Source organism: Photobacterium sp. Ph5 (assembly GCF_022129445.1).
In the GTDB taxonomy this organism is placed as follows: domain Bacteria; phylum Pseudomonadota; class Gammaproteobacteria; order Enterobacterales; family Vibrionaceae; genus Photobacterium.
Genome location: NZ_JADQAQ010000016.1, coordinates 60,343 through 77,883 on the forward strand (window position 1 = coordinate 60,343; position 17,541 = coordinate 77,883).

General features: G+C 38.9%; 14 protein-coding genes. 9 read left to right on the forward strand and 5 right to left on the reverse strand.

The window, feature by feature from the left end:
• Positions 1 to 152: 152 nt before the first annotated feature.
• The 6 genes from I3259_RS08490 to I3259_RS08515 all read left to right on the forward strand — a co-directional run bounded on the left by I3259_RS08490 (position 153) and on the right by I3259_RS08515 (position 8,217).
• Positions 153 to 1,997: a hybrid-cluster NAD(P)-dependent oxidoreductase gene (locus tag I3259_RS08490; RefSeq protein WP_238029233.1), complete on the forward strand. Its 1,845-nt coding sequence runs from the start codon at positions 153 to 155 to the stop codon at positions 1,995 to 1,997.
• Between the two features lie 376 nt (positions 1,998 to 2,373).
• Positions 2,374 to 3,780: a cytochrome-c peroxidase gene (locus tag I3259_RS08495; protein ID WP_238029224.1), complete on the forward strand. Its 1,407-nt coding sequence runs from the start codon at positions 2,374 to 2,376 to the stop codon at positions 3,778 to 3,780.
• Between the two features lie 189 nt (positions 3,781 to 3,969).
• Complete coding sequence (locus I3259_RS08500; RefSeq protein ID WP_238029225.1) at positions 3,970 to 5,955, forward strand: bifunctional metallophosphatase/5'-nucleotidase; 1,986 nt, start codon at positions 3,970 to 3,972, stop codon at positions 5,953 to 5,955.
• A 424-nt stretch (positions 5,956 to 6,379) separates the two neighbouring features.
• Positions 6,380 to 6,589: a cold-shock protein gene (locus I3259_RS08505; RefSeq protein WP_006644751.1), complete on the forward strand. Its 210-nt coding sequence runs from the start codon at positions 6,380 to 6,382 to the stop codon at positions 6,587 to 6,589.
• A gap of 187 nt (positions 6,590 to 6,776) precedes the next feature.
• Positions 6,777 to 7,445, forward strand: coding sequence for an ATP-binding cassette domain-containing protein (locus I3259_RS08510; protein ID WP_238029226.1), 669 nt, complete (start codon positions 6,777 to 6,779; stop codon positions 7,443 to 7,445).
• Complete coding sequence (locus I3259_RS08515) at positions 7,438 to 8,217, forward strand: ABC transporter permease (protein ID WP_238029227.1); 780 nt, start codon at positions 7,438 to 7,440, stop codon at positions 8,215 to 8,217. The genes I3259_RS08510 and I3259_RS08515 overlap by 8 nt, the downstream gene beginning before the upstream one ends.
• A 67-nt stretch (positions 8,218 to 8,284) precedes the next feature.
• Here the strand turns inward: I3259_RS08515 and pdxY are convergent, their stop codons facing one another.
• Complete coding sequence (gene pdxY, locus I3259_RS08520; RefSeq protein ID WP_238029228.1) at positions 8,285 to 9,142, reverse strand: pyridoxal kinase PdxY; 858 nt, start codon at positions 9,140 to 9,142, stop codon at positions 8,285 to 8,287.
• A gap of 633 nt (positions 9,143 to 9,775) precedes the next feature.
• On the opposite strand from pdxY, the gene I3259_RS08525 reads away from it, so the two are divergent.
• The gene (locus I3259_RS08525) at positions 9,776 to 9,976 is read left to right on the forward strand and encodes a hypothetical protein (RefSeq protein WP_006644747.1); all 201 of its coding nucleotides are present in this window, start codon (positions 9,776 to 9,778) and stop codon (positions 9,974 to 9,976) included.
• A 235-nt stretch (positions 9,977 to 10,211) separates the two neighbouring features.
• Here the strand turns inward: I3259_RS08525 and torA are convergent, their stop codons facing one another.
• The 4 genes from torA to I3259_RS08545 all read right to left on the reverse strand — a co-directional run bounded on the left by torA (position 10,212) and on the right by I3259_RS08545 (position 15,322).
• A complete protein-coding gene (torA, locus tag I3259_RS08530) occupies positions 10,212 to 12,698 on the reverse strand; it encodes a trimethylamine-N-oxide reductase TorA (RefSeq protein ID WP_238029229.1) in 2,487 nt (828 codons plus the stop codon).
• A complete protein-coding gene (locus tag I3259_RS08535) occupies positions 12,698 to 13,828 on the reverse strand; it encodes a NapC/NirT family cytochrome c (RefSeq protein WP_238029230.1) in 1,131 nt (376 codons plus the stop codon). Before I3259_RS08535 ends, torA begins: the two co-directional genes overlap by 1 nt.
• 322 nt (positions 13,829 to 14,150) lie before the next feature.
• Positions 14,151 to 14,531, reverse strand: coding sequence for an AzlD domain-containing protein (locus I3259_RS08540; RefSeq protein WP_005366279.1), 381 nt, complete (start codon positions 14,529 to 14,531; stop codon positions 14,151 to 14,153).
• Between the two features lie 14 nt (positions 14,532 to 14,545).
• Positions 14,546 to 15,322 (reverse strand): AzlC family ABC transporter permease, encoded by a 777-nt coding sequence (locus I3259_RS08545; RefSeq protein WP_238029231.1) that lies wholly within the window; start codon positions 15,320 to 15,322, stop codon positions 14,546 to 14,548.
• Positions 15,323 to 15,648: 326 nt separating this feature from the next.
• On the opposite strand from I3259_RS08545, the gene I3259_RS08550 reads away from it, so the two are divergent.
• Together I3259_RS08550 and I3259_RS08555 are read left to right on the forward strand one after the other, a co-directional pair.
• Positions 15,649 to 16,029 carry a RidA family protein gene (locus I3259_RS08550; RefSeq protein WP_008989716.1) on the forward strand — a complete coding sequence of 127 codons (381 nt, stop codon included), beginning with the start codon at positions 15,649 to 15,651 and terminating at the stop codon, positions 16,027 to 16,029.
• Between the two features lie 46 nt (positions 16,030 to 16,075).
• Positions 16,076 to 17,365, forward strand: a complete 1,290-nt coding sequence (locus I3259_RS08555; RefSeq protein ID WP_238029232.1) for an L-serine ammonia-lyase, iron-sulfur-dependent, subunit alpha — start codon at positions 16,076 to 16,078, stop codon at positions 17,363 to 17,365.
• Positions 17,366 to 17,541 lie beyond the last annotated feature (176 nt).

Sequence of the window (17,541 nt, forward strand, 5' to 3'; positions counted from 1 at the left end):
ACAAAGAAACAAAATAGGTAGAGAGAAAAGAGATAGAATCCGGTAATGTAAATATTCATTTTTAATGCGTAAATAGATAAAAAAGGGTCGATAGATTTCTTTTTTAGCTCTGTTAATACGGTGTTACACTATTGCTGCCAACACATATTGTCATGGAGAGAGTAGTGAGCACAACTTCAGTAACACCACAATTATCCCAATTAAATATCTTTCCCGTAAAATCAATAGCAGGTATCAGCCAATCTAAAGTTTGGGTCGAAAAACAAGGGATCAGTTTCGATCGTCGTTTCATGGTTGCTACCCTATCAGGCGATATGATCACGGCACGTAAATCTCCCAAGATGGTAAAAGTGAAAGCGGCGCTAATTGCCGATGGCATCGTACTTAGCTATGAAGATAAAGCCTGTTTAGTGTTGAAGTATGCTCAATTTGATATGGCGGAAGCGTCATCAAGAGTGTGGGGAGATACATTCATCGCCTATACTACGACTGAGCAAGCTAATTCATGGTTTAGTGATGTGTTAGGACAACCCGTTCAGTTGTTGTTTACGGGAGAGCAATCAAACCGTCTTCGTCCTAAAATTAGTCAAAATGTGAGTTTTGCTGATGGTTATCCGTTATTAGTGATCAGTGAAGCCTCGCTTCAAGCGCTTAATGAGCGTAGTAGTGAACACCACACCATGGATCAGTTTAGAACCAACTTAGTGGTGAGTAATACGGAAGCGTTCGCGGAAGATGGTTGGAAACGCATTCGGATTGGTGAGGTTGAGTTTGAAGCGGTCAAACCTTGTTCTCGATGTATTTTAACCACGGTCGATCCGAAATCAGCAATGTTTAGCGAAAGTAAAGAGCCGTTGGTTACGATGGCAAAATTCCGCGCCGATGAAACGGGTAATGTCTATTTTGGACAAAATCTTGTGGCGCGTAATGAAGGTATTATTTCTGTTGGTGACACTATTGAAATATTAGAAACGAAACCGAAAGAAATATATGCAGATAACAGTGAGCAAAAATTACAGCTTACGTGTGTAGAGCGTGAAGATATAGCACAAGATTTCACTACATTTTGGCTAGAGTCTCATCAAGAAAACCAAGCATTACCGACTTATTTACCGGGGCAACACCTGCCTATTCAACTAGAAGTGAATGGCGAATATATTTCTCGTCGCTATACATTATCTTCTAGCCCATCACGACCGGGGCGTTATGCAATATCAGTAAAACGAGTTAATGACGGTCGCATCTCTAATTGGTTACATGAGCATTTTCAAGTCGGTGATACATTGGTGTCTGAATCGCCGAGCGGTGATTTTCACCTAGGGGTTCATACTGATAAATTATTATTACTCTCGGGTGGTAGTGGTGTAACACCAATGATGTCGATGCTACGTTATTTATCCGATCATGATTTAGTGCGTGATGTGGTGTTTTATCATCAATGCCGTACTGAAGCTGATATTCCTTATTTAGAGGAATTACGCGCAATAGAAGAGAAACATCCTTCACTTGATTTACGTATCGTATTAACGCAACCAAAACGCGACTGGCAAGGTGAATCTGGACGACTAAGCATTGGTCATTTAGCCATGATGAGTGATTTAGATAAACGTCAGGTATTTGTTTGTGGCCCTGATGCGTTTATGTCGTCTGCGAAAAAGTTATTGCTCAATATGGGAATGGCAGCTTCTCGTTATCACCAAGAAGCGTTTGGTCCTGTACGTCATGCACTTGAAGAAAAAAAGACGGTCGAATTATCAATTGATGGACAGCTTTTCCAAGGGAATAACCAAGCAACATTATTAGAGCAAGCAGAAACGGCTGGTATTAATATGGATTATAGCTGCCGCGCTGGTTTTTGTGGGGCTTGTAAGGTCACAGTGAAATCTGGAGAGGTAGAACAACCAGAAGTTCCAGCACTTTCATCGCAAGAGCGTGCTGAAGGGAAAGTGCTAGCGTGTTGCTGTGTGCCTAGAAGTGATCTAGAAATAATTAAATAGTGAGCTGTGGGTAAATTAGAAGGCAATGTAAGTGATTACATTGCCTTTTTTATAATCATTAACATCTTATTTTTTATGATTATATTTATAGTTGATGATGTGATTTTAATATTTAGATAAAAAAATAAAAAAGAGAGTTAATTTTATCAATTTTTAAAATTGATCTAGGACAATAAAATAGAGCACTGAAATTTCTCAGAAAAAACCATTTTATTAACATTAAAGTCTAATGCTCTGATATTAAATAAGTTAATACATTTTTATTGTTAATATGTTGTTTTATCGGATTTATCTATTGTTATGTCCGATTTTTCCAGATGGATATCCATATTAGAAGCGATTATTTTCTCTTGAAATAGTTCTTTTAGGTATACTCATGAAAAAATCATCGTATGTTGCATTGGCAATAGGAGCGGGTGTTGTAGGTTATTTAGCAACGGTATACGCCGTTGATCAAGGAGATAAAAAGCTCCATCAACAATACCTTTCACAAGCTAATTTGGTTAAAGTCGATCCTCTTTCTCAGCAAGCTTTTAAGATTTTTAACCAAAAAGGCTGTCAGTATTGCCACACAACTAATAGCGAAATGCCGTTTTACGCGAACTTACCCGTGGCAAAACAGTTAATGGCACATGATGTTAAAAAGGCACTTCGTCAATTTAATATCACAGCATTAATGGATCAGGTTCAGCAAAATAAACCGATCTCTCAAGTTGAATTAGCGAAATTAGAATCGGTATTAGATGATGGTGCAATGCCACCGAAACAATATTTACTCATGCACTGGCGATCAGATTTATCACCACAAGAAACGGATGTGTTATTAAAGTGGGTAAAAGAAGAGCGTGTTAAATATTATGCGGATCCACAGGTTGTTGCAGAATATAAATATGATGCAGTACAGCCTATTTCAACCACCTTTAAAGTGGATGAAGGAAAAGTTAAATTAGGTGAAGAGCTTTACCATGATAAGCGTTTATCGGGTAATAATACCGTTGCTTGTTCAACGTGCCATAGCTTAACTGGTGGTGGTGTTGATCATTTAAAAACCTCAACGGGAATTAATGGTGCAAAAGGTCCAATTAATGCGCCAACGGTGTTTAACTCTGTATTTAATATTCATCAGTTCTGGGATGGTCGTGCTAAAGATCTGCAAGAACAAGCTGGTGGTCCACCAATGAACCCTATAGAGATGGGGGCGGGCTCTTGGCAGCATATTATCGATAAACTTGATAAAGACTCGTCATTAAAAGCACAGTTTACTGCGCTCTATCCTAAGCAAGGGATCAGTGAATATAGTATTACTAATGCGATTGCTGAGTTTGAAAAAACACTCGTTACGCCAAATAGCCGTTTTGATAAATTCTTGAAAGGCGACAAAACTGCATTAACGCAACAAGAGCAAGAAGGTTACGCATTGTTTAAAGCGAATAAATGTCAAACTTGTCATACTGGTCAGGCAATGGGTGGTTTATCGTTTGAAGTGATGGGGCTGAAAGATGATTACTTTGGCGACCGTGGTCATGTAACTGAAGTAGACAATGGTCGTTTTAATGTAACGAAAGATGATAACGATATGCATCGCTTTAAAGTGCCTACATTACGTAATGTGGCATTAACTGCACCTTATTTCCATGATGCGAGTGCTACAACGTTAGAGCAGTCTGTTAATGATATGGCGTTGTATCAAGTTGGTGTGAAATTAAGTCAAAGTGATATTGAAAAAATCACCGCTTACCTTAAAACGTTGACTGGTGAATACAAAGGTCAACAGTTGCAATAACTTCAACTCTGTTATTTAGATGGCTTCTTATGTACTTTCAACTAGAAAGATGAGCATAGAAGCCATTTTTATATATTCAAAATAAAAAGGCAGTTTGAAAGAATATTATTTTGATATCTGTTACTGAAAAGGTGTTAAATGTGGAGTATGCTGCTGACGCAAACGATTACAATAAAGTAAGGAACTCGTATGTTTAGCAAGCCTCTTATTGCACTTTCTATCACTTTAGCTCTTTCTGGGTGTGCAACAACACCTATTGTCCAACACCAACCTTTCACACTAACGGTCGCGCATATTAATGATACCCACTCTAATTTTGACCCTGTGAAATCTAGTTTTAAAGCTGACGATACCAAAGTTTATAACGAGTTTGGTGGCTATCCACGTCTGCAAACAATGGCGAAAGAATATAAAGCTGAAGCAAAAAAAGACAATCAAAGCTTATTGTTCTTACATGGTGGCGATGCATGGCAAGGTAGTGCTTACTTTAAGCTAAACCATGGGGCAATGAATGCTGACATGCTAAGTAAAATGGGCTTAGATGCGATGGCCCTAGGTAACCATGAATTTGATTTAAATAATAAAAAATTAAATGCTTTTATTAGTAGTGTTAATTTCCCTGTGCTTGCGGCTAACGTAGATGCTAGCCAAGATGCTGATTTGAAAGATCAAACGAACTTACGTCCTTACCAAATTTTTGCTTTTGATGGCAATAAGAAGACAATTGTTAAAGATATTAATCATTTACCTAAAGATAAAAATCTTGTTGCGGTATTTGGTATTGCATTAGATAACATGCCAAATATTGCACCTAATACAGGTGATGTGAAATTCAATAATATGGTGAAAACAGCCCAAGACACGGTTGATATGCTACAGAGTAAGGGGATAGATAATATTATTGCACTTACGCATATCGGTAATGCGGTAGATCTTGATGTTGCGTCAAAAGTTAACGGTATTGATCTTATTGTTGGCGGTCATTCACATACTTTATTAGGTGACTTTACTGATTTAGGTTTAAATAATAATGGTATTTATGCCCAAATGGTGAAGAATCCAAATGGTACGACTGAAACCTGTGTCGTTCAGGCGGGTGAGTATGCTCAAGCGATTGGTCGAGTAAATGTAAGCTTTGATGCGAACGGTGATGTGGTGAAGTGTGCAGGTCACAATACCTTACTGAGTAACGATGAGTTCTACCATCATGCCGATCGTAAAAAAAGCGATATGTTTACCCCTGTACAAACTGCAATCGTTGAGAAATTCATCGATAATCATGAAAAAATCACGATCACAGATGAAGATGTTTTATTACGCCAACGTATTGATACTAAATACAAGCCAGCAGTAGATAAAGCGTACGGCAAAACCATCGCTCAAGTGCCGGTAGAAATTAAACATGAACGCCGCCCTGGTGATCGTGGAACGGATAAACATGGCTCTGATGTAGCGCCTATTATTGCTGAAGGGCAATATTACTGGGCGAATGAGCCTCAAGTTCAAAAAGTAACGGGTATGAAAGTGGATTTTGCCTTGATTGGAGCGGGAGGCATTCGTACCAATATTGAGGCCGGTGAATACCGTGAAGGTAATGTGTCATTAGAGCTTTTACCGTTCTCAAACTTTATGTCTGTGGTGCCACTTAAAGGTGCTGTGATTAAACAGTTATTACAACAAACGGTTTCTGCAACGCTGCCTGAAGGCTCTCATGCTGGTAAATTCCCATATGGCGGTCATATTCGTTATAGCTTTACCGAAACTACCGCAAATAAAGCAGGAAAGCTGAATAATGTTGAGGTGATGACTGGTACAGAAAAGAACCCAGTTTGGACACCAATTCAAGATAATAAAACTTACAATGTTGCAGTAAATAATTATAACGCTACGGGTAATGATGGTTGGACACCGGTTTATCAAGCGCAAAAAGATCATTCTGGGCGTGTCGATTTAGCGTATGTTGATGGCAAATTAACAGGCTTTAAGGTTAAGAATATTGAAAAAGTAGGGGATAAATACAAAGTGAATTACCAAGGATCAGCCCCAAACTGTAAAGCTGCGAATATGCGTTGTAATACAGATGCTCAAGCAGTGATTGACTATATCGAGCAAAGTCGTCCTAACCTTGTACCGCTAAATTATGAAGTTGTTACGCTAGATCGCTTACAAAAATAAACCTCTGCGGTTTTAGGTAAATAAAGTATGCGCCCTACATATGATTAATAGCAGCGATAGGGCGCTATTTACTTTTTGAAATCGTCTTAAAGTAACAGTAAAATCGCGATTTCCATGAAATATTAATAGAATATTAATTGGTTTATTTGCTTTTAACCTTATGATATTTATTGTTTTTGTTGTTATTTGCATTAAAAAACAAATTATTTTAAAAATAAAGCTATACAATTTCCTAAATATCATTACTATAGTCCTCGGCCTGTAAGTCAGACCTATTTATATGTAACATTATGTTTTAGAAAATCTTCGCTGTAACGCTATACCAGTGTCATGAAGCTTTCCACTCATAAGCTATAACGTAAATAATTATTTTCTGGCTACATACGCATTTTTGCGAATTATTTAAAAAATATTGGAGACTCTCATGTCTAAATCAACTGGTATCGTTAAGTGGTTTAACGAAGAAAAAGGTTTCGGTTTCATCACTCAAGACAACGGCGGCGCTGACGTATTCGTTCACTTCCGTGCTATCACAGGCGAAGGTTTCAAGACTCTTGCTGAAGGTCAAAAGGTTGCTTTTGATATCGAACAAGGTCAAAAAGGCCCTCAAGCTGCTAACGTTGAAAAAGCTTAATTCTTTTTTGCGTTAAATGTTTGAAAAATGCCGACGTTATGTCGGCATTTTTATATCTGTCATCTGCTAAAATCATCTCTTCCGTTCTATTTATGCCTTTATCGGTATCATTACTCTAAAATTATTTGAGTCACTGTTATTGCTCCCATACACTAGCTTTATTCGTTGTGTTTTCGGTTGCTCTATCATGCTTGCTAATGCTTCCCCTTCTTCTTCTCGTCAGCTTATTTTTAATGAACTGCGCTCTGGTTTTGAAGCCTTATCTGCTCCTTCTCTTTCAGCCATACTCGAAGCTGGACAGCATCTTGCTATTTCAGGTGTTTCTGGCTGTGGTAAAAGTAGCTTGTTACAAGTGATATCAGGTTTAAAAGCTCCACAATCTGGTGAAATACTTTATAACGATCAGCTAATAGGTGAGAGCGCTTTGCATTTTTGGCGTCAGCAGATCTGTTATTTTCCTCAGCAAGCTGTAATGGGAGGAGAATGTGTACGTGATGTACTTCACCTGCCATGGCGACTTAAAGCGGTAACTCATTTACCGTTACCTGATGAACAAGCATGCTTTTCAGTGCTCAGAAAAGCCGGTATTGATGTGCCATTAAAAAAAACGATAGCTTCTCTTTCTGGTGGTGAAAAACAGCGTGTCGCTATTGCGAGAGGGTTACTTATGCAGCGAGAAGTATGGCTAATGGATGAACCAACGTCTGCGTTAGATCCCGTTGGGCGGGATCATATTATTCAGTTGATTGAAGAGAGTTCGTTAATATCTATCTCTATATCACATGATCCTGTTTGGCTAACAAGTGCTACACACGTACACACTATGTCTCTGAGTAAGGATGAGTGTAATGTCTGATTCAATCAATAGTACTTTGGATATTCATTGGTTGGCAATGGCTGGTTTCTACCTGCTATTACTTATCCCTATATTTTTGTTTCAGCGTTGGCAGTTAGGGTTAAATCGTACCTTAATTAATGCCGTATTACGCATGACACTACAGCTCTCTGTTGTGGGTATTTATCTTCATACCTTATTTGGTTTGCAGAGCGTGGCGATAAATATGCTGTGGCTAACTATCATGGCATTAGTGGCAAGCTATACCATTTGTAAACGCGCAGAGGTGAATATAAAGCGTGTGTTGCCAGCGGTGATAACAGGGCAGTTTGCTGCATTATTGGTTGCTTTACCGGTTATGCTGATAGGGGTGATTCAAGTCGAACCATGGTGGCAAGCGCAATATATGATCCCAATTGCAGGTATGTTGCTTGGCAATAGCTTAATGGCAAATGTATTAGCCTTATCACGCTGGGGGAGCTTGTTAAAAGAAAATCATAATGAATACCAATATTACCTGTCATTAGGTGCTCCCGATCCTGCTTTGCCATTAATCCAAACAGCAGTAAAAGCGGCATTAACCCCACAGTTAGCCGCGATGACGACATTAGGTATTGTCAGTTTGCCAGGAATGATGACTGGGCAGATTTTAGGTGGAGCGGCGCCGCTAGTGGCTGTGAAATACCAGTTGGTGATCATGGTCGCGATTTTTATTTCTGGCGTTATTTCAGTAGCGACTACATTGAGCATTGTTAGGCGGGTAACATTCAATGCTTATGGTGAGGTTCAATAAGCGTTATTTCCGGCAATAAAAAAGCAGCGATTAAGCTGCTTTTTTAATTAAGATTGTTAGTGTTCACTTAGTTAATTTCACTGATCGGAAAAATTTCACTTGGTGATACAATTTCATCTTGTGCTGCAATGGTTTGTAATTCCCATTCGCCACGTTTATGCGTTTCTTTCAGCACAGCGTAGCAAGCATTATGTGCATGTTCAAAAGCCTGTTCTGGTGCCCAGCCTTTTAATAGTCCAGCAGTAAATAATGATGAGATCAAATCACCCACACCAACAGGTTGTTTATCAAACTTAAGATGTGGGCGCTGTGCAAGGAAACAACCGTTTTGCGTTGCTAACATCATCGTAAACTTATCATCAGATATACTGTGTAAGTGCTTAACCAGTACCATTTTGGGTCCCATTGTTAAGGCTTTTTGACATGCAGTAACAGCATCAGCAAGGTTATGGATTTCCATACCGACAAATTGGCTTAGTTCAAATTGATTCGGCACGATAGCATCAGCAATAGGCATTACATCATTAATTAGGTATTCAGCAATACCATCCGCAACAATACAGCCTTTTTCTGGATCACCCATCACAGGATCACAGATATAAATCGCATTAGGATTTTGCTGTTTAACTTTTTTTACCGTATCAATAATTGCAAGACATTGGGCTGCACTGCCTTGATAGCCAGTCAGTACAGCTTCGCAGTTCTTTAATTGATCAATACCTTCAATACCAGCAACGAGTTCGCTAATATCATCACCAGAGAAAGCTTTGCCTGTCCAGCCTTCTTTATATTGGGTGTGATTAGAAAATTGCACGGTATTAAGTGGCCACACTTCAAATCCCATACGTTGCATAGGAAAAACAGCGGAGCTATTCCCTGCATGACCATAAACAACATGTGATTGAATAGATAGAATGCCTTTCATCGAAGTTCCTTATAACCTTCGGTCTCTTTAAGCATACTTTACCCTTGCTTATATAAGAAACCTAGTCATTTTATATCGTAATTATTCCTTTCATTTATGCAGATTAAAAAATAGACGATTATTTGTCTCATTATCGTACTTATTTTAGATGAGAGTGTAATTTTTATAATTGAAGATTGTTTTATTATGGGTTTTACCTCTGTTTTTGTTTGTTTTCTGACCATTTTTATGGTTTTAAAAATAAATAAAAAATTATATTTTTTACTTTAAAAACAAAAGGTAAGGTTTTTCTTCAGTGGTTATCCACAGTTTTTTACAAAAAAAAGACATAAAAATATTTACAGAATAAAATTTAGCGTTTAATGTCTATCTCGTCTGTTACTCGGACCTCATGTGTTTTTTTAATCAAAACGTCATTTCTAACATTGTTATTCGTTATTGTTGCAAACGAAAGGCGCAATGATCGGCTAAAAGAAGGGTGATCTTTTAGCTCAGAAGTAGTAGGTCAATGAGTAAAACGATAATTACCGCAATTATTATTAATTAGCGGATTTAACTATTCGAACTCAAATTGATAGCCACAAACAAAACCGCTAATTTAAAGCGCTGTTTGGGCTGAAAGGAAATATAACTATGACTTCACAAACAGGTATTATTCGTAGCTTCAACCCAGTAGAAAAGATTGGCTTAATTACAAGCGATCTTGGTGGCGATATTCGTTTTGACGCATCTCAAGTATGCAGTCATTCACAGCCTTCATCTGGTAGTATGGTTGAATTTTCTCTAGACGATTCAAGCAATAAGCTAAAAGCAGTAAAAATTCGTTTCATCTAAAAACGATAAATTATAGCTCATACTCTCTATAGGTTATGAGAATAACATTCAGCCTAAGAAATAATATAACTATTATATCTTGGGCTGTTTTGTTTTTATTTGATGGTGAAATTTAGTTAGTGATAAATTTGAATTTATTAATTTTAAATATAAAACTTTAAAAGTAAGGTTTTATATTTAAAGTGTAAGATAAAAGCCCTTGATAGTTATTTATCAAGGGCTTTAAACTTAAGTATTAAGCACCACGTGGAACGGCATGTGCTGTATTTTCGGGGGCTTTTCCTTGATATTTTTCAATTTCAAGTTGAGCCATGTGACCACAGTTACCTTGTGCTAACTGCGAGCTGCCAACATCAAAAGTTAGAACGTTAATACAACCGTTTCGACATAAACCACCTTCTTTACCAGGGGTTGCCGAGTCATACCAAGCACCTTCACTTACACGAATAACGCCAGGACGAATAGCATCTGATATTTTTGCGCCAACAAGGATCTGTCCACGATCGTTAAATGCACGGACTAAATCGCCATCAGCAATACCTCTTGCTTTCGCATCGCTTGCATTGATTAAAATTGCTTCACGGTTAGCTACAGCATATTTATCACGCAGAGGAGTATTGTCTAATTGTGAGTGTAATCGGTTTGTTGGGTGTGCAGTATTTAGCGATAAAGGGTATTTCTTCGCAATTTCTGCTTTGTACCACTCTTTTGGCTCATACCATTTAGCGTGAGGAGCACAGTCGGCATACCCCATTTTTTCTACTGTATCAGAGTAAATCTCAATACGACCAGATGGTGTACCAAGTGGATTTAACAGTGGGTTCTCTCTGAAGTCTGCGTGGCGTATCCACTTTTGATTAGCATCAGGAATAGGGAAAGTAATATAGTCATTGGCTTCCCAGAACATGCTAAACGGCGGCAGTGGGACACGATTCGCACGTGCCTGTTTCGCCATTTCATCGTACATACCCTTGATCCACTGCATCTCGGTTTTATTTTCGGTAAATGCAGCTTTAACACCTAGTTTTTCGGCAATACCACTGAAGATATCAAAATCACTTTTTGATTCAAATTGTGGCTCTACCGCTTTATGCATCGGGAATACATAACGTTGAGAGTAGTCACCACCCATATCGATGTCATTACGTTCGTAACTTGTTGTCGTTGGTAACACAATATCGGCATGTTTCGCTGATGCTGTCCAGTATGGCTCATTCACGATGATGGTATCTAGTGTTTGCCATGCCTTTAACAAGTTATTAGTGTCTTGGTGTTGGTGGAAAGGGTTACCACCAGCCACATATACCATTTTAATTTCAGGGTAAGTAACACTCTTACCATTAAATTGAATGTTTTTCCCTGGTTCTAAGATCGCTTCAGCAATACGCGCTACTGGAATTGGGGCAGGGCTACCTTTTGGTGCTTTACCTGCGTTAATACCAGAAATAATGCCGCCTTTTGCTGTTGGGCTACCACCTGAAGAGTAGTGATAACTAAAGCCAAAACCACCACCAGGTAGTCCGATTTGACCAAGCATTGCAGCTAGAGTCACCATCATCCAGTGTGGCTGCTCACCATGCTGTTGACGTTGCATTCCCCAGCCAGCCATTAACATAGTGCGGTTTTTAGCAAATTCATGGGCTAGCATTTTGATCGTTTTGGCATCAATACCACTGATCTCTGCTGCCCATTCGGCAGTTTTTGGCGTGCCGTCACTTTCACCTGTTAAATACGGAACAAACTGCTCAAAGCCTTTGGTGTAATGCTCAAGGAACTCCTTATCGTACAGTTCTTCTGTATATAAGGTATGAGCAATACCGAGCATCATTGCCACATCAGTATATGGACGAGGGGCGATCCATTCTGCATCCATGAAGTCGACGGTTTCATTTCTGACGGGATCGATCGCAATAACACGCGTGCCTTTATCTTTTAGAGCTTGTAAGCCGACTTGTCCTTCGTGATCCGGCACGTTCCATGCATTTTTCAGGGTGACCATGGCATTAAAGCCCCAAAGCACAACTAGCTCGCTGCTTTCGATAATTACAGGCCATGTGGTTTGTTGCTCATAAACTTCCATTGAGCCCATCACATGGGGCATGATCATCTGAGCCGCACCTGTTGAGTAGTCACCTGCATAGCCAAGGAAACCACCATTTAGGTTCATTAAACGCTGGAGTAGGGTACGGCTGTTGTGGAACATGCCAGTACTTTTCCAGCCATATGAACCCGCATAAATAGATGATGGGCCGTATTGTGTTTGCAAACGCGTGATTTCATTGGCAACAAGCTGATTAGCTTTATCCCAGCTAACACGAACCCATTCATCATTTCCGCGCTTGTCTTTACCTGCGCTCGGACCGCCTTCAAGATAGCTTTTTCGTACCATTGGGTATTTGATACGGTTTTTAGCATGCACCTGATGTGGTGCCATTTTGATCAGTTCGTTAGGGTATGGATCATCAGCAACAGGAACCACATCAACCATTTTCCCGTCTTTTACGATTGCTTGAAATGCTCCCCAGTGCGCTGATGTTAAGATACCGTCTTGCGCTGTTTTGGTATAAACAAATTGCGGTAATGCTTGTTCAATTGCTTTTGCCAGTGCTGTTTTTGGTAGTAATGTCGACATTAAAGAAACACCACCTATTGCGGCTGCTCCTTTTAAAAAGCGTCGACGGCTCCATGCTGGTTCGTTAATTTGTTGGTTATCTTTGATCATTATTTTTCGCTCCCAGCCATATCACTAGCGTGTTTCTGAACATATTGAGTAAGCATACGGCTTTGCTCTTTGGTTAAAGAGGTGCGCGTTTCCATTGCTTTAATAACTCCAATCCATTGGTTGGCGTTGTAGTGATCAAGAGCAGTTAAACCATGACAGCCTGTACAATTTGAATTCATTAAATTAGATGAATATGCCCAAAGAGGTGCTTCATTATCGACAAAGCTCTTATTATCAGCCCAAACATCTAAACTCACTTTGTGCCATACCAATCCTGTTGCTGGATCTGTCTCAGTCCCATTTTCTTTTAAGGCTTTTTTAGAGTCATCACTAAGCAACGCAGAGATAATACGTTTGCCTTTCGCAGCATAAATGACGGAGTCTACGCCATCTTGTTGCCAGCCAGATATGGTTGCTTTAACGCGATCGCCTTCACGAGAAATTACGTCAACCTTGGTACTTGGCATTAAGTTACCTTGGTTGTATTCGTCATCTTTGGTCATAAAGAACGGTTGAGTAGCAATGCTATATAGTACGGTTGCAGATGTTGAACTTGATGCTGCAGCTTTTGACAATTCATCTGCACCTGCTTGTGCTTTATCTGTTGTGTCAGGAAGTAAATGAGCAATCCCCTTATGGCAATCAATACATGTACTGCCGTCAGACATCGCTTGTGTATGCATTTTTTGAGCTGCTGGACGTTGCTCTAAGATACTCATAGCATTAAATTCATGACAACTACGACAAGCTGATGAATCTGTTTCTTTCATCTGATCCCAAACCGTTTGTGCCATTTCACCACGGTGCTGCTCGAATTTTTCATCGCTATCAATCTTGCCCGTAATGAATTCATGGTAGATATCTTTACTGGCACGGATCTTAGTAATTAAGTAGTCAACTTTTCCTGTCGGGATATGACAGTCAGCACACTCTGCACGAACGCCATGCTCATTCTGAAAGTGGATTGTTCCTTGATATTCAGCTAAAGGTTTTTGCATAGAATGGCAGGAAATACAAAATTCTGTATCTGATGTTTTATGAAGTACGGTTTGAGTTGTTGCTAGAGTTAACCAACCGACTCCCACACCTATGGCGAGCAGAAGTACTGCGGTACGTTTTTTAAATTTCATTGAACCTCACATTGCAAACTGTTTGTTTAAGTTGTCTTTGCAACTTTTTAAAAGAAGCGCATTTATCCGAAATTAAGTTGATTTATAAATATTTTCATAAATAAGTGCGAAATATTTAAATGCTTTAGCGATATATGAATAAATCGCATATTAAGTGATTAAGTGATTAAGTGATTAAGTGATTAAGTGTAAAAATAAACCTCGCTGTTAGTTATTTGTTGATATATAGGTGTGACCCAGTTTTTAGATAAAAAAAATCCTGAGCAAATGATCAATAAGCACAGGATTTTTGAATGAAATAAAATGGTTTACTTTCTTACGATTACGCCATGAAATGCGTTAAGAATTGGGTAATTGGTTCTAAGTAATTTTGGAAAATTACCAATGAGATTAAGCCACTAATAACCACCCAGATAAGCCCAAAACGTAGGCTAACAATAGTACAAACAATCGCTGCGAGTACTTTTGGGTTTTCAAGGTTAAAGGCGAAGTTTGAACCTTTACCTAGAATTTCTACTGCAATGATTGCTGGCAATACTGTTACAGGAACAAAGCGTAATGTCTTTTTAAAACGTTCTGACATATTAAAACGTCCAGCCATACCAATAACAGAGAAGCGAATCAAAAATGTCGCGACTGCCATCACTAAAGATAAGTAAATTACAAATTCGTTACTTAAAGCGATATGTGCGTGAGAATCCATAATAGTAGCCCTTATTATTCAGCGATTGCGTTAATTGGTTGAGTGTTGTTTTGCTCTTTATCTTCTTTTTCAATTTCGTGACGAACTTCTTCTTTCAACTCGGCTTCCATACGTTCAGTTGATAAATCCATTTTGTAGCCTGCGTACACACCAACGACTGCAGCTACAACCAAACCGAGTGAGTAAGGAAGACCTGAAAGTAGGATTCCCGTTACTGTCGCGACCACGGCCGCAACAATACATTCACGATTTTTAACTTGTGGGATAACAATAGCAATGAAGGCGGCAACCATCGCAAAATCTAAACCGTAATCGGCAATATGAGGGAAAGATGAACCAATAATGGCACCACAGAAATCAGCAACAACCCAGTTAACCCAAAAACCAAACATTGCCGCTAAATAAAACCAATGACGACCTGGTTTCTCATGTTTCATTTCACCAACGGTTGCAGCGTATACCTCATCGGTTAGGCCGTATGCCATTAGTGCACGTGTTGGCATTGAGTATTCTTTTACATATTCAGATAGTGACGCGCTATATAGAACGTGGCGTAAGTTGATAACAAAGGTAGTTAACGCAATCACAATCAATTCCGTTGAGGATTGCACTAGACCAAGAGCAACCATCTGTGCAGAACCTGCAAAAACAGTCAGTGACCATAACGTACTTTGTAGAACGTCCATACCAGCGTTAATACTGATAGCCCCTACAATAAATGAAAATGGAAATGCCCCTACGCATAGCGGGAAGATTGACTTTAAACCTGCTTGTATAAGTTGTTTTTTCATGTTGCGCCTATTTGGTGTGTCGTTAAATGAAAAAAAATTTGCAATTAAGCGATATAATTATCTTTTTTCGCTGCTTTCTTTTTCTGCAAATATATTTTAACGCAACATTTTATTCAATCATTTTTATTATCATGTCATTAATATATTGTCATATAGAGGCGTTTTTCTGTTTGCTTTTCTTGATTTATTCTTTTTTTATCAGTGCTTTGTGTTTTGTCTTTCATTTTTGGAAATATTGATCTTGAAAATAAAACGCAAAAAAAATTGCAAGATTTGATTTTTAAAGGTTAAACTAAATTTGAATTTTCGATAGCGAGATAAAAATTATGACAAAAGTAATCACATCTAAATCAGCACCAGACGCAATTGGTCCATATTCACACGGTAATGCATTTGGCGATTTAATTTTTACATCTGGTCAGCTTCCAGTATGTAAAGAGAAAGGTGGCATTGTTGATGGTGGTATTGCAGAACAATCTCGCCAGTCATTAGTTAACTTACGTTCAGTTCTTGAAGCGGGCGGCGGTGATATGGACACAGTTTTAAAAACAACGTGTTATCTAGCCAATATTGAAGACTTTGCTGCTTTTAATGCTGTTTATGCTGATTTCTTTAAAACAGAGTGCCCTGCACGTAGCTGTTTTGCAGTGAAAGATTTACCGATGGGTGCACTTGTAGAAATCGAAGCGATTGCACACCGTAAATAATTAGATCTGCATTAAACAATAAATATAAAACCGTTAGGGGTTACTTATGAATACACAATGGCAGCAATACAAAGATATCATTAACACAGTTGTTAAACCTGCATTTGGTTGTACAGAGCCGATCTCAGCCGCATATGCATCAGCTGTTGCAGCTGAATTGCTTGGACGAGAGCCTGAAGAACTAGACGTAAAGGTATCTGATAACCTGTTTAAAAACTCGATGGGTGTTTTTGTTCCAGGAACTGGGCGTATTGGTTTAGTTATTGCATCGGCTGCTGGTGCTGTAGGTGGTAACCCTAATGGTGGTTTAGAAGTTCTTGTAAACGTCAAACCAGAACATGTAGAAAAAGCACAACAACTAATTGATGCTGGTAAGGTAAAAGCGGGTCGTAAAGACGTTGAAGAATTTATCTACTGTGAAGTAACGGCGAAAGCCGGTGATGATGTTGCGACGGTTGAGATCAGTGGTGGTCATACACAAGTTGTGAAAAAAATGCTGAACGGCAAAGTTGTGTTTGATGCGTCTTCTGATGTAAACACGAGTGATAAACCAAAATCAACGGCGTCTGTTTGTGAAGGTGTCGATATCTCAATCAAAGGTATTTACGAGTTTGCGACCTGTGTTGATTTTGAAGAGATTAAATTCATTCTAGAAGCGCGCGATTTAAACAGTGCGTTATCAGATGAAGGCTTAAAACATGCCTATGGTTTAGAAGTAGGTAGAACGATTCAAAAAAGTATTGCTAAAGGGCTATTTGGCGATGGTTTAATTAATAATATCGTAATGCGTACTGCAGCGGCATCAGATGCTCGTATGGGCGGTGCAACATTACCTGCAATGAGTAACTATGGTAGTGGTAACCAAGGTATTGCTGCAACGATGCCGATTGTTGAAATGGCTAAACATTATGGCTCATCAGAAGAACAATTAGCGCGTGCATTAATTATGAGTCACCTTGGTGCGATCTATATGAAATCATTCTATCCGCCACTATCACCGTTCTGTGGTAATGCGGTAACAAGCTCTGCTGCAGCGATGGGAATGGTTTATTTAGCGGGTGGTAATTTTGAGCAAATGTGTTTTGCTATTCAAAATACGCTAAGTGATACTACTGGTATGTATTGTGATGGTGCAAAATCAACGTGTGCTATGAAAGTTAAAAGCTCAACAAACTCTGCGGTAATGAGCTTCTTAATGGCAATTGAAAATCATGAAGCGCATTCTCAAGGTATCGTTGCAGAAGATGTTGAAACAACAATTCGTAATGTAGGTAAGATGGTTCGATTCGGTATGGTGAATACTGACGCGACAATCATTGATATTATGTCTGCATAAGTAAAAAAGAATAATAAGAGCCATTGCGAGTAATTATGTTTATCGGAACATGATTACGCAATGGCTTTTTCTGTTTAAAGAGAAACAGTTATTCTTTCAGTACATTCTTCTTTGTTTTTATTTACCTGATTACCACCGAGACTCAGCTAAGGTTAATAACTTCTCTGGCATCGGTG